Raw genomic sequence first — 14,154 nt, forward strand, 5'->3', positions numbered from 1 at the left:
TTCGAATTGAAAAAAATATCTTTTTTTTAACGGTGACGGAAGGGAGCGCGTAAGCATGGACCAGGCATATGAGGAAGTCGATGATCTGAAAATCGGGGAGATTTGCCGGTATTACGGAATCGGCACCCCATTGGCTGAAGCCGAGCCAATATCAGGCGGTTATTTGCATCAAATACGGCTTATACATACGACAACCGGCCGATATGCGCTCAAGGTGCTGAATCCGGAAATTATAGCGCGTCCCGAGGCAAGGCCCAACTATTTGCGGTCAGAGCAAGTTGCCCGGGCAGCAGCAGCGGCGGGTATACCCGCCGTATTGGCAATAGCCGTACAGGGCAATCCGTTAGCCGATATTGCAGGATCGACTTATATGCTGTTCGAGTGGAATGCGGGCAGTATGCTGTCTCCATCCGAACGGGATAACCGGCATGCGCGGACGATCGGAGAGCTGCTTTATCGCCTCCATGAGCTTGAGCTCCCGGATATGTCCAGCCCATCGTGGAAGCTATATCCGCAGAGCCATTGGGAAAGTTTGCTTGAACGGGGAATACGCAGCCATATGTCTTGGGCTCAGTCCATCGAAGCGAGAGGTCAAGCTTTGCTTGAATGGAACAAGCTGTACGAAGACGCATGCGTACAGCTCCGGCAAAAGTCGGTTGTCAGCCATTGCGACTTGAATCCGCGTAACGTGCTGTGGGAGAACAGCAGCGAGCCCTATTTGATTGATTGGGAATCGGCTGGACCGACCCATCCGACAATGGAATTAATCGATGCGGCTATAAGCTGGAGCGAGCAGGAGGACGGGAATATCGACCGCTCCGCTTTCATGGCCGTAATCGAAGCGTATGCGAAAGCGGGCGGCATGGCGCATACCCGGATCGAAGACGCCATCTACGGACGCATGGGCAGCATGCTTGATTGGCTGGAGTACAATATGCGGCGTTCGATTGACGCGGCTGTTTTCGGTGAGGATGAACGGAAGCTTGGCGCGGAGCAAGCGGACTTAACGTTTGCTTCCTTGCAAACGTTAACGGCTGACGTCCAAATATGGTCAGAATGGGCGGACGAGGCATTTCGGCTAGGCATATTATCGAGAAGCGAGTGGATATGATGAAGATCGCGGGACAAAAAATGATTCAATCGAACACGTTGCTGCTCATATCGAGCATTTATAGCTCCTTGACGAAAGCGGAGAAAAAAGTCGCCGATTTCGTCAGAAACAATCCCGAGGAAGCCGTGATGGCAACGGTGACCGATTTGTCAGAGCAAGCAGGCGTAGGCGAGACGTCCGTCATCCGTTTTTGCCGCAAGCTGGGCTTCAGGGGTTATCATGAATTCAAGCTTTCGATCGCGCAGGATCTCGTTAATCTTCCGTCGGTCTCGAACGTCGAGATCGAAGTAGAGGACGATACGATGACGAAGGCGCGCAAATTGACGGCCCGCAACGAAATGATGCTCAAAAATACGCTTGACCTTATTAATCCGGGAGATCTTGACCGTGCGGTCAATCGAATGATTGCGGCTAACAAAATTTATATATACGGCGTAGGCTCTTCAGGCATTACGGCGCTTGATCTCCATTATCGGCTGATGCGGATCGGCATGAACGCGGAGGCTCACAGAGATTCGCATATTATCGCCATGTCGGCATCGCTCGTGAAGGAGGGGGATGTCGTGTTCGGCATATCGACGTCCGGCAGCACGCGCGACTTGGTCGATCCGATGCGTCAAGCGAAGGTGAACGGTGCGGAGGTTATTTGCCTGACCAGCCATATGCGTTCCCCGATTACGGCGCATGCCGGCACGATATTGCTCGTGCCCTCGCGGGAAATGCCGACCGAGGGCGGCTCTCTCTCCACGAAAATCATGCAAATCCATCTGTTGGACATTTTGTGCACGCTGCTGTCCCATAAGAAGACCAATGCGGCCGAGGCACTGGAGAAAACGGCCCGTTCCGTCGCTGATAAACTGTATTGAAGCAGCGCATAAAAACAGCCAAGCGATAATGAGATCGCTTGGCTATTTGTCACGGCCTTATTGGCCGGCTTCTTGCAAATTCTCGGCGGTATTATTGATATACCGCTGAAGATGGACCTCGTTATCGGCGCGGTATATATAATGAGCGTGTTCGAGAGATATTATGCGACCGCTTATTATTCTGTCAAAAGAGAATAAAGGTTTTTTTCTCTAATATATAAGTAATAAGTGGAGAAAAAATCCTGCATGTCGGCGACGCAAATTGGAGCTTACTGCGCATCGGGGGGGATGACCGGACTGCCGGAAGGGCCGCCGCTAAGAGGGGTTAGAAAGGGAAGGCGTACATTTCGACCATTGGAGGGGTAAAGCTATGCGCAAAATGAAATGGTTTGCTACGGTTTTATTGACGGTCGTTCTCGTTGTTGTATCGGCTTGCAGCCAAAACAGCGGCGGAAATGAAGAACCGGATAATAACAAAGCAACGGATGCTCCAGTCACGGAGACGACGGCGCCTACCGAAGCGCCGCCGGTCGTCGAAGAGCCCGCCATCGACATGAACGGCGAAACGCTCAAAATTATTCACTGGATCGACGGTCCCTCCGAGGAAACGCCTGAAGGAGCGCTTACGCTTGCGAAATGGAAAGAGGCAGAGGAAAAGTACAATGTAAAAATCGTCTGGGAAAAGGTTCCGTGGGGCGAAAACATTAAAATGGTAACCAATGCCGCGCTCTCCGGCGAGTCCGTAGCCGACATCGTGCCGCTTGATTACTATTTCGCGATACCGGCCATCAATCAAGGGTTATTCATGCCGGTGGACGATTTCTTCGACTTTAATGATCCGAAATGGCCAGCAGGCTTGCAGCAGCACGGCATGGTGAACGGCAAAATGTACGGCTTCACCTCCAATATCAACAACGCGTCGGGCATTTATTACAATAAAACGCTATTCGAGCGCGAGGGTCTGCCCGATCCGCATGAATTGATCGCGCAGGATAAATGGAACTGGGAATCGTTCCTCGACATCGCGAAGCGGGCAACGAAGGATACGAACGGCGACGGCGTTATCGATCAATGGGGCATTACGAACATTGCCAGCAACCTGTCCAGAATATTGATCCATTCCAATGGCTCAGCCATCATCCAGCAAAAAGACGGTAAGCATGTGTATGCCTACGACGATCCGAACTTGCTTGAGGCGCTCCACTTCTACAGCGATTTGTTCAACGTGCATAAGGTTGTAGCACCGAACAAAAACGAAAATTTCGAGGATTATAACGAATCGCAAACGTTGTTCAACTCGGGCAAAGCCGCTATGGTTACCGGCGAGCTGTGGGAAGGCGCGACCCGTACGACGATGACCGACGAACAAGGCTTTGTGTTCTTCCCTAAAGGACCAAAAGCGACGAAATGGCAAGGAAGCATCGAAAACTACGTGCAATTCTATATCCCTGCCAACGTCAAGCGGGCCAAAGAAAAAGCGTATATTTGGGAGCAAATTCAAATGTGGGACCGCGTTGAGCCGAACAACCGCGAGGAATCGGAGAAGCAGCTGCTCGCGGACGAACAGGATATCGAAGTGATGCTGGAGGCCATGAAATACGCGGAGCCGATCTTCCTGCCGCTCGGCGGAGCGCTCGGCGACATATCCTACGCGATCGCCAATCGCGGCGAATCGCCGGAAACGGCGCTGGAAAGAACGAAGCAAGTCGCGCAGGATGCGATTGACGCGGATCTGAATAACCCGGCTGCCGCGGCCGCGACGCAATAGCCGATAGGGGCAGAACAGCTCAATTAGGACATGAGGGGAATCCCTTTGGGGATTCCCTGCTTTCCACATCATCTCATCAACATCGTAAACAGGAATGAGGGGTTCGCATGCTGAAGGCAACCAGGAGAACCAAGAGATCGGCTTATGTCCTGCTGGCCCTAATCATCGTTCTGATACTCGTCTTCATCGTTCCCGCGAACCGGTCGTCAGGAAGCGAATACGTGCTTGCGCCTATTACGGAGATGACGGAGCCGATCGGCGAACCGATCAAAGGCCAAACCATAGCGGGTAACCGATATGAAGCGTATCTATCCGATCATGCGGATGCGGCTAAGCCGGCCGTAGAACAAATTATCGAAGGCGAATCTTATGCGGCTGTCGACGGCATGGATGCCATTACGTTTGAAAGCTATGAAGGAGCTGCTACGCCTGTCGTCTCTACGAAAGAATCGGGCTCTATTCATTGGGATATCGATGTGCCTGAGGACGGCCTATATCATTTGGGTTTGCGTTATTTTCCGATAGAGGGCAACACCTCGCCGATAGAAAGAGAGCTGCTGATAGACGGAAGCGCGCCTTTCGAGGAGGCATCCAGACTCGTTTTCCCGCGGGTATGGCGCAATGAAACGTCCGGATTTACGCAGGACGCGAGGGGCAATGATTTGAGACCGAGACAGGTAGAAAGCCCGCAGTGGCAGGAAAGCGTCTTAAGAGATACGGAAGGCTATTATCGGGATCCGTTCTCGTTTTATTTGACCAAAGGCCAACATCGACTGACACTCGTTTCTCTAAGAGAACCGATGATCATAGACTATTTGAAGCTTTATCAGCAACAAGAGACTCCCTCCTACGAACAGGTAGCGACTGACTATAAGAACCGTGGTTATGAACCGACCAGCGGCTTGTTTATTAAGTTTCAAGGCGAGAGTGCCGCATTCAAATCCAATCCGTCCCTTTACCCGCTGAACGATCGGTCGAGCCCGGGGACGGAGCCGTACCATGTGTCCAAAATCAGAATGAATACGATCGGCGGCGTCAATTGGAAAATACCCGGCCAATGGATTTCCTGGGATGTGGATATTCCGGAGGACGGACTTTATGAATTCGGTCTTCGCTATAAGCAAAATACGGTCAGAGGCGTTAATGTCGTCAGAGAGCTAACGATTGACGGGGTTATTCCCTTCAAGGAGTCGGAGGCAATCCCTTTCCCTTATGACGGCGCTTGGCAGATGGGCTCGCCCGGGGAAGACGGCATTCCTTATCTTTACCATCTCACGAAAGGCAAACATCAGATCAAGCTGGAGCTGACGATGGGCGAACTGGCGGAAATGATCCGCATGGTTCGCACAAGCATTCAGCAGCTTAACGCCTTGTATCTCAAGATCATTATGATCACTTCGGCTGCGCCTGACCCGCTAAGGGATTACGAGCTTGAGAAAAAAATTCCCGAGCTGCAGGCCGTATTCGAGGAGCAGAGCAAGCTGCTGGCGAAAGCTGCCGACCGGATGGACGAAATGGTTGGAGGAACGAGCGCGAGCACGACGATCCTGCGGACGACGTCTTATCAGCTGGACGATTTGGGCAGCCGGACGGAGACGCTGACCTCGCGGCTTAAGAGCTTTAAGGATAATGTGACGGCGCTGGGCACTTGGCTGCTAACCGTGAACGAGCAGCCGCTCGAAATCGACTATTTGTATTTCAAATCGCCTGACGTGTCCTCCCCTAAGGTTAGCACGGGAATTGTCGGCAAATCGGTGCATGAAGTGATGTCCTTCGCAAGATCGTTCTCGGAGGATTACAGCCATATTAGCAACGGGGAACAGGATGGAAAGAGCATTAATGTCTGGATTGCCGCAGGCAGGGATCAGGCTCAGCTGCTTCGCTCTATGATCGATAACTCGTTCACGCCGCAGACTGGGATCGAGGTGAACTTGCAGCTTGTCAGTCCGGCGGTCGTCCTGCCGGCGACGCTCGCGGGCAAAGGCCCGGATATCGCGCTCACGCAAGGCGATGTCATCAACTTCGCGCTGCGTGGCGCGCTGCAGGATTTGACGGTGTTCCCCGACTTCGAGGCGGTGCAAAGCCGTTTCAAGGACAGCGCCTTTGCCGGCTTCAAGTACAGGAGCGGCGTATATGCGGTGCCGGAGACGCAGTCCTTCCCGATGCTCTTTTACCGGAAGGACATTTTGGAAGAGCTGAAGCAGGGCGTTCCGAAGACATGGGAAGATATGTACCGAATCATTCCAGAGCTGCAGAAACACAACATGGATCTTGCGCTGCCGCAAAATATCGTGTTCGAGTCGATGCTCTACCAGAACGGCGGTCAATATTATCAGGAGGACGGCATCACAACGGATTTGGATTCGGAGATCGGAATCGAAACGTTCCGCAAGTGGACGGAGCTGTATACGAACTACAAGCTCCCGATCGAATTCGATTTCATTAATCGTTTCCGGACAGGGGAGATGCCGATAGGCATCGCCGACTACACGACTTACAATTTCTTGACCATATTCGCGCCCGAAATTAGAGGACAGTGGAGTTTTGTTGCGGTTCCCGGAACGATATCGGAGGACGGAACGGTCCGTCACGATACGATGAGCTCGGCCACGGGCACGGTCATGTTCGACAACGCCAAAAACAAGGAAGCGGGCTGGGCGTTCATGAAATGGTGGACCGATTCGGAAGCGCAGGTGACGTTCGGACGCGAGATGGAAGCCATTCTCGGCGAATCGGCACGTTATGCCGCCGCCAATCTGGAGGCGCTTGCGCGGTTGCCTTGGTCGGCCAAGGAAATGAAGCAGCTGACGGATGAGCTCGAATGGGTTGTCGGACGGCCTGCCGTTCCCGGCGGCTACTCGCTGGACCGCCACCTGTACAATGCGTTCTACGAGGTGTACACCGAAGGAAGCGAGCCGCGCGAGACGCTGGAAAACTATGTGCGGACGATCAATCAAGAGATTACGATCAAGCGTCAGGAGTTCGACTTGCCGACGAGATAGAAGGGAGAGTCCGCATGAACCAGCTTGTCAAGAAAGCCAAACTTTCGTTAGGAAACAAGCCGATGCGCATTCGGGCCCATCAAATGTGGAAGGAAGTCAGGCGCAACAAAATGATTTATGCGATGCTGGCGCCTTTCTTCCTTATTTTCTTCACGTTTACCGTCCTTCCCGTCTGCTTGTCGCTGCTTGTCAGCTTCACGAACTTCAATATGCTTGAATTTCCGCAATGGGTCGGCTGGAGAAATTACGCGCAGTTGTTCGTTAGGGACGACGTTTTCCTGATCGCGCTCAAGAACACGCTCATATTCGCCGCGATTACCGGCCCGGTCAGCTATATCGCCTGCTTCGTGCTCGCTTGGATCATCAATGAATTTCCGCCTAAGCTTAGAGCTTTCGCAACGCTCGTATTCTACGCGCCGGCATTGTCCGGCAGCGCGTTTATCGTATGGACGCTGCTGTTCAGCAGCGATTCCTACGGCTATATTAATGCCTTCCTGCTCAAATGGCATCTGATCCTGGAGCCGATTTTGTGGTTGAAGACGCCTAAATACATTTTGGCGATCATCATTATCGTCCAGCTTTGGCTTAGTCTCGGTACGAGCTTTCTGGCGTTTATCGCCGGTCTGCAAAGTTTGGACAAAAATTTGTTCGAGGCCGGAGCGATCGATGGCATCCGCAACCGCTGGCAGGAGCTATGGTTCATCACCTTGCCTTCGATGAGACCGATGCTCATGTTCGGCGCGGTCATTCAAATAACGGCTTCGTTCGGCGTTGCCGAGGTGGCGACGGCGCTCGCCGGATTCCCCAGCGTCAAATACGCCGGCCATACGATCGTTACGCATCTGATGGATTACGGCTCGATCCGTTTCGAGATGGGCTACGCATCGGCCATTGCAACCGTCTTATTCGCTATGATGCTAGGCTCCAACCTGATCGTACGAAGGCTGCTTGCGAAGGTAGGTGAGTGAGGCGATGCTGGCTATTTTAAGAAGAAAGAGAGTAAACCGGTCGTGGGCGGGCGACATTTTCCTGTTCCTCATTTTGGCGGCGGTCGGTTATTTCATGGCGATGCCGCTTGTGTTCGTTATTAGCAACGCCTTTAAGCCGATTAACGAAATACTGAAGTTTCCGCCCGATTTTTTCGTTCATCAGCCTACGCTAACGAACTTCACGGATCTCTATCATTTGCTGGCCGGCTCTTGGGTCCCTTTTACGAGATATATTTTCAATACCTTTTTTATCGCTATTGCAGGCACCGTAGGGCATGTTATTATCGCTTCGCTCGCGGCGTACCCGTTGGCCAAACGTAAATTTCCGGGCAGGGGGGCTTTGTTCGGAATCGTCGTTCTATCGCTGATGTTCTCCGCCACGGTCACGCAAATTACGAACTACATGACGATGTCGTGGCTAGGCTTTCTCGATACGCACTGGGCGGTCATCGTGCCGGCGATCGGCTCCTCGCTCGGGCTCTATCTAATGAAGCAATTCATGGAGCAGATTCCCGATTCGCTGCTCGAAGCGGCGCAAATCGACGGCTGCAGCGAGCTTCGTATTTTCTGGAACGTCGTTATGCCGGTCGTCAAGCCGGCTTGGCTTACGCTTATCATCTTCTCGTTCCAAGGCTTGTGGGGAGCGGGCGGAGCAGCCGGCTCAATGTACATCTACAGCGAGCAGCTCAAAACGATCGATTACGCGCTCGGGCAAATATTGGCGGGCGGTATTATTCGGACAGGGCCGTCCATGGCGGCTACGTTACTTCTGCTGACCGTTCCGATCCTCATCTTTCTCTTATCGCAAAGCAGCGTGATCCAAACGATGTCCACCTCCGGCATGAAAGATTAACGGGGAAAGGGGAGGCTTACGTTGAACCGATTCATAAAAATGATGCTGCTCTTCCCGCTAATGCTCGCTATGGTTGGCACGGCTGTTCCGGTATCCGCCGCACCGTACGACGGCTACAACTATTCCTGGTGGGGAGAGCCCGAGCCTGCGCCTAACCCCTATTTGCCGTTCAAGCAAATCTCCGGCCAGTCGCTGTCTACGGGGCCATTCCGATCACCGGAAGATCTATTCATCACAACGGATAACCAAATATACGTTGCGGACACGGGCAATAACCGGATCGTGGTTTTGGATGAAGAAGCTGTCACGGCACGTACGATCGAAACATTCATGAACGACGGCCAGAGTGATCATTTCCTCGCGCCGCAAGGCTTGTTCGTCCGAACGAACGGCAATCTGCTCGTTGCGGACACGGGCAATAAGCGGATCGTAGAACTGACGAAGGACGGCGATCTGGTAAAGATCATCGGAGCGCCTCAAAGCGACGTGCTTGGAGCCGGTTTCGTTTACGAGCCGATTAAGCTCGTCGGCGACTCGGCCGGCCGGCTGTACGTGGTAGGTAAAGGCGTCTTCAACGGCATTATGCAGTTCGATTCCGGCGGCCGATTTTCCGGCTTTATCGGCGTCAACAACGTAAGGGTCAACGTCGCCGACCTTTTCTGGAAACGGATCATGACGAAGGAGCAGCGCTCGAAGATGGCGTTGTTCATTCCGGTCGAGTTTAACAACGTGGATATCGACGGCGAAGGTTTCATCTATACGACGACGAGCGAAGCGTTCTCGAATGCGCCGGTGAAGCGGTTAAACCCATCGGGAGCCGATGTATTGAAGCGTTCGGGCTATCATCCGCCCAAAGGGGATATTCGGTTTCGCACCGGCGGCACGAGACCCGGTACATCCGCGATCCAAAGCGTCGCGCTTGATCAAAACGGCATTTACAGCATTCTCGACAGCACGCGCGGCCGAATATTTACGTATGACCGGGAAGGCAAGCTGATGTATATATACGGATTGCTCGGCGAACAGGTCGGAACGTTCAAGACGCCGGCCGATATCGATATGCTCGGCGACAAAATGGTCGTGCTGGACAAAGGGCTGAACCAGCTTGTCGTCTTCGAGCCTACACGTTACGGCAAGGTCATTCGCGAAGCTGTTATTTACAATGACACGGGCGAGGAGCAAAAGTCGGTCGAGAAATGGCGCGAGGCGCTTGGCTTGAATTCGAATTTGGAGATTGCCTATTTGGGCATCGGCAAAGCGCAGCTTAGGCAAGGCAACAACAAAGAAGCGATGAACCATTTCAAGTTAGGCATGCACCGCGAGTATTATTCCAGAGCTTTCGAAAGGTACCGCAAAGACTTCATGTGGGAGCATTTCGGCAAAATCGCAGCGATAGTGATTGCCGCGGCGATACTTCTTATCGCAGCGCGAGTTGCGATCAAGCGGAATAAAGCCGAGCCTGGGATAGCGGGTTTTGCCTGGTATACGATATTTCATCCGTTCAACGGCTTCTGGGAACTCAAGTTCGAGCGAAAAGGGAAGGTTTGGTTTGCGGTTTTGCTGCTTCTGCTGCTGTCGCTTCTCTATGTGCTCAAACGGCAATATACCGGCTTTATCTTTAATCCAAGCGTAAGCGCCGATAACGTGAGCGTCATCGACGAGATCAAGTTCGTCCTTCTGCCTTTTATGTTGTGGTGCATCGCGAATTGGTCGACGACGACTTTAATGGACGGCGAAGGCAAGTTCAAGGAAATCGTCACGGCAAGCGCCTATGCATTGGTTCCCGTCATCCTTATGCAAATTCCGCTCATCCTTTTGTCCAATATCATCACTATGCAAGAAGGGTCTTTCTATCGTCTGCTGGAATCGGCCGGATTGATATGGTTTATCGGGCTGCTCTTTGTAGCGATGCTTACGGTGCACCAATACACGGTCACCAAAACCGTAATGACGATGCTGCTCACGATGATCGTGATGGGAATCATTATATTTTTGGGTCTGCTCTTCTTCAGTTTGGCGCAGCAAATGGTATCGTTCGTGACTACGATTTACAAAGAGGCGATGTTCAGGATAGGGGAGGGATAATGACGTGACCAACCATCGAATCCGGAGCTTGGCCGTTGTGTTCCTAACGTCCATGATGATTGCGGCCTCGGCCTGCTCCTCTGCTTCTAACGGCAATGAACACCAAGACAGCGCTGCACCCAGCGCAAGCACAATCGATAACAGTACACCGGATGAGAAGCTGAAGGCTCTTGATGCAGTCGCGAGCATAGAACCGCAAATCGAGGGTCTCGAGCCCATTTTGGAAAATAGCGCTCTTCGTTTGTATATTAGCAGGACGACGGCGGAGATAGCGGTGCTCGACTTTGAAAGCGGACAGATATGGCGCTCGAACCCGGACAGCTCGGGCGATAAGCTGGCTTCGCCTTATTTGAAGGGAAAGTTATCGGCGCAGCTGTCGTTCGTTTATTTGACCAAAAACGGGCAGAACAAAGACTATGACAGCTATAACAACAGCGTAAAGTTTAATCAATTTGAAATTACAGGATCCGATAGCGGCGTTTCGGTCACTTATCATTTTGGAAACCCCGAGAAAGGGCTGGAGTCGATCCCGCAGAAGGTGAGCAAGGAACGGTTCGAGGAACGGCTGCTCGCGCGGCTGGAAGACCCGGCCGACCAAGAGCAGCTTAAGATCCGCTATAAATTCAATGAAGCGGCGGGCGAGTATGAACGGCGCGACATACCGAAGGCGGTCGTGAAGAAGCTGCTCGCGCTCTTCGAGAAGATGGAATATTCGGAAGAGGATCTAGCCATCGACAATGGCGGCGTCAGCGGACAGGGCGAGGCAGATGCCGAGGCGAATGCCAATCCGAAATTTTCGGTGACGCTTCACTATACGCTCGATGGGAAGCAACTGATCGCATCGGTTGATACAAACACGATTACGGAAGATACGCCGCCTTACCGGATCCATATGATTAATGTGCTTGAAAATTTCGGCGCGGCGGGAACGGGGGACGACGGTTATATTTTATTGCCTGACGGCTCAGGTACGCTCGTTCGCTTCAACAGCGGCAAAAGCTTGGCGCAGCCGATCTTGATTCCGGTCTACGGCGAAGATTCGACGATTTATGTGCGGGAGAAGTTCAACACGCTAGAGCCGAGCCGGTTGCCGGTATTCGGGATGAAAAAAAACGACGCGGCTTTCCTTGCAGTCATCGAGGAAGGCGATGCGCTCGCCAAGCTGTCCGCGGACATCAGCGGCAGACTGCATGAATTTAATACGGTAGCGACGCAATTTACGATATTGCCTAAGGACGAGGTGCGATTAAGTGCTAACGAAATTATGCACAAGACGCCGGTGCAAACCTATCGCGGCCTGCTCAAAATCCATTACTCCTTTCTAAGCGGAGAGCAAGCCGATTATGCCGGCATGGCGGCCAGCTACCGATCCTACCTAGAGGAAGCTTACGGGATGCAGAAGTTAAAGCAGGGAGGCGAAGCGCCTTTTTATCTAGAGCTGACGGGCAGCATTCCAAAGACAAAAAACTGGCTTGGCTTTCCGTACGAAGCGATTGTAACGCTAACCGATCTTGAGCAGGCGGAGGTGATCGTAGAGAAGCTGAACGCCGAGCATATCGGCAACGTTCGCCTTAGCTACAAGGGCTGGTTCAACGAAGGATTGAACCATGAACGGGCGTCGTCAATCGATATGGATAGCGTCATCGGCAGCAAGGGCGAGTGGAAGCAATTAGCGGCGAAGCTTCAGGCAGGCGGTGGCGGCTTTTATCCAGACACGGCATTGCTGCGCGTATACCGCGATTCCGGAAGCTTCAGCAAAGGCGAGGACGCTGCGCAATACATCTCTCGCCGCTACGCGAAAATATACGAGTTCGACCGGGCTGCTTATTTCCGCAGCGATCGGTTTTCGCATTATTTGCTGTCGCCGGCAAAGCTTGAAGCAACGGTAAAAGGGTTTTTAACCGACTACGGGAAGCTGAATCCAGGCTCCATTTCTTTGCGCGACTTGGGCTCCGAGCTCTATTCGGACTTCCGCAGAAGCGGAGAAGTGACGAGAGAGAACGCCAAACGGAAAGTAATCGCGGCATTCGAACAAATCCAGGAACAATCGCCCGACATTATGGTGAACGGCGGCAATGCTTACGCGCTGCCATTCGTATCGCATATCGTAAACCTGCCGCAGAAAAGCAATGAATACCAGCTTGCCGCCGAATCCGTTCCTTTCATCCAATTGGCGCTGCACGGCTATGTGGAATACGCGGGCAAGGCGTACAATACGGCAGATGAGCAGGATGTACGGGAAAACGTGCTGCGCTCGCTCGAAACAGGCTCGAACGTTTACTTCAGCTGGTTTTATGAAGAGCCCTCGGTTCTGAAGGATACGAGATTCAGCTACCTCTACTCGAATTATTACGAGCGATGGCTGGACGAAGCGGTGGATGCTTATACCGAGGTGGCCGCCGTGCTTAACAAGGTACAAGGGCAGAGCATGACGGACCACGAGCGGTTAGCCGAGCAGGTGTACAAAACCGAATACGAGAACGGCATAGGCGTCATCGTCAATTACGGCGACGAGCCGTTTGATTATGAGGGAACAACGGTCGCAGCCAACGATTATTGGGTCAGGGGGGATTCGGATGGCTAAGAAACGAACCAATAGCCTGCAGCGAAAGAAGGCTATATACGGCATGCTGTTCGTTACCCCTTGGCTGCTTGGTTTTCTGCTGCTCATGCTGATCCCGTTTGTCCAATCGCTGCTGTTCAGCTTCAATAAGCTGTCGCTGAACGCCGAAGGTTATTCGCTCCAGTTCGTCGGGCTGCAAAACTATCACAACATTTTTTTCGTCGACGCTTGGTACGTGAGGACGTTAACCGATGCCGTTACCAGAATGCTGCTCGACGTGCCGCTCATTACGTTTTTCAGCTTATTCACGGCGACGCTGCTGGCGCAGAAGTTCAGAGGGAGGATGTTAGCCAGGGCTATCATATTTCTGCCCGTCGTACTCGCCTCGGGGGTAATCGCCAAGCTGGACAATGGCAACTTCTTGGCGCAAATGATCGGCTCCGCTTCCGCTGATATGGAGGGCAATTACTCCGGATTGCGCAGTATCGAGCTGCGGCCGCTGCTGCTGCAAGCGGGGCTGAGCATGGATATCGTCAGCTATTTGACGGGAGCCGTAGACCGGATTTATCAGATTATCAGCTCGTCGGGCGTGCAAATCCTTATTTTTCTCGCCGGCCTGCAATCCATATCGCCTTCGCTGTACGAGGCGGCTAAGATCGAAGGGGCGACAGGCTACGAATCTTTTTGGAAAATAACGTTCCCGATGATTTCGCCGCTTATTTTGACGAATGTGGTGTATTCCATTATCGACTCCTTCTACGACAACAGCCTCACGCAAATGATTCAGGATTCAGCCTTCGGCAGATTGGATTTCGGCGTAAGCTCCGCGATGTCTTGGATTTATTTTCTCGTCATATCGCTCCTATTGGCGGTCTCAACGTATGCGATCTCAAAGCGCGTCTTTTATTACGATTAGG

Annotated in this window: 9 protein-coding genes; all 9 read left to right on the forward strand. The window is 52.6% G+C overall.

Annotation, left to right across the window (positions count from 1 at the left end):
* Positions 1-55 precede the first annotated feature (55 nt).
* Entirely contained in the window at positions 56-1,111 is a 1,056-nt protein-coding gene (locus tag AC0YN0_RS05120) for a phosphotransferase (protein ID WP_475820293.1), read from the forward strand.
* On the forward strand, positions 1,111-1,977 hold the full coding sequence (locus AC0YN0_RS05125; protein WP_442049241.1) for a MurR/RpiR family transcriptional regulator: 867 nt from the start codon (positions 1,111-1,113) through the stop codon (positions 1,975-1,977). Before AC0YN0_RS05120 ends, AC0YN0_RS05125 begins: the two co-directional genes overlap by 1 nt.
* Before the next feature lie 370 nt (positions 1,978-2,347).
* Positions 2,348-3,745 carry an ABC transporter substrate-binding protein gene (locus AC0YN0_RS05130; RefSeq protein ID WP_475820294.1) on the forward strand — a complete coding sequence of 466 codons (1,398 nt, stop codon included), beginning with the start codon at positions 2,348-2,350 and terminating at the stop codon, positions 3,743-3,745.
* Between the two features lie 107 nt (positions 3,746-3,852).
* Positions 3,853-6,747 carry an extracellular solute-binding protein gene (locus AC0YN0_RS05135; protein WP_475820295.1) on the forward strand — a complete coding sequence of 965 codons (2,895 nt, stop codon included), beginning with the start codon at positions 3,853-3,855 and terminating at the stop codon, positions 6,745-6,747.
* A 14-nt stretch (positions 6,748-6,761) separates the two neighbouring features.
* The gene (locus tag AC0YN0_RS05140) at positions 6,762-7,715 is read left to right on the forward strand and encodes a carbohydrate ABC transporter permease (RefSeq protein ID WP_475820296.1); all 954 of its coding nucleotides are present in this window, start codon (positions 6,762-6,764) and stop codon (positions 7,713-7,715) included.
* Positions 7,716-7,719: 4 nt separating this feature from the next.
* On the forward strand, positions 7,720-8,589 hold the full coding sequence (locus tag AC0YN0_RS05145; protein ID WP_475820297.1) for a carbohydrate ABC transporter permease: 870 nt from the start codon (positions 7,720-7,722) through the stop codon (positions 8,587-8,589).
* Between the two features lie 21 nt (positions 8,590-8,610).
* The gene (locus tag AC0YN0_RS05150) at positions 8,611-10,674 is read left to right on the forward strand and encodes a YIP1 family protein (protein WP_475820298.1); all 2,064 of its coding nucleotides are present in this window, start codon (positions 8,611-8,613) and stop codon (positions 10,672-10,674) included.
* Positions 10,675-10,678: 4 nt separating this feature from the next.
* The gene (locus AC0YN0_RS05155; protein ID WP_475820299.1) at positions 10,679-13,258 is read left to right on the forward strand and encodes a DUF5696 domain-containing protein; all 2,580 of its coding nucleotides are present in this window, start codon (positions 10,679-10,681) and stop codon (positions 13,256-13,258) included.
* On the forward strand, positions 13,251-14,153 hold the full coding sequence (locus AC0YN0_RS05160; protein ID WP_475820300.1) for a carbohydrate ABC transporter permease: 903 nt from the start codon (positions 13,251-13,253) through the stop codon (positions 14,151-14,153). Before AC0YN0_RS05155 ends, AC0YN0_RS05160 begins: the two co-directional genes overlap by 8 nt.
* The last annotated feature ends 1 nt before the right edge of the window (position 14,154 follow it).

The organism is Paenibacillus sp. J22P218 (assembly GCF_056269195.1).

What these genes read in the sequence shown, in the direction of transcription:
- AC0YN0_RS05130 (WP_475820294.1), top strand. Translation starts at nt 2,348, where the DNA reads ATGCGCAAAATGAAATGGTTTGCTACGGTTTTATTGACGGTCGTTCTC.
- AC0YN0_RS05160 (WP_475820300.1), top strand. Translation starts at nt 13,251, where the DNA reads ATGGCTAAGAAACGAACCAATAGCCTGCAGCGAAAGAAGGCTATATAC.
- AC0YN0_RS05135 (WP_475820295.1), top strand. Translation starts at nt 3,853, where the DNA reads ATGCTGAAGGCAACCAGGAGAACCAAGAGATCGGCTTATGTCCTGCTG.
- AC0YN0_RS05125 (WP_442049241.1), top strand. Translation starts at nt 1,111, where the DNA reads ATGAAGATCGCGGGACAAAAAATGATTCAATCGAACACGTTGCTGCTC.
- AC0YN0_RS05120 (WP_475820293.1), top strand. Translation starts at nt 56, where the DNA reads ATGGACCAGGCATATGAGGAAGTCGATGATCTGAAAATCGGGGAGATT.
- AC0YN0_RS05145 (WP_475820297.1), top strand. Translation starts at nt 7,720, where the DNA reads ATGCTGGCTATTTTAAGAAGAAAGAGAGTAAACCGGTCGTGGGCGGGC.
- AC0YN0_RS05140 (WP_475820296.1), top strand. Translation starts at nt 6,762, where the DNA reads ATGAACCAGCTTGTCAAGAAAGCCAAACTTTCGTTAGGAAACAAGCCG.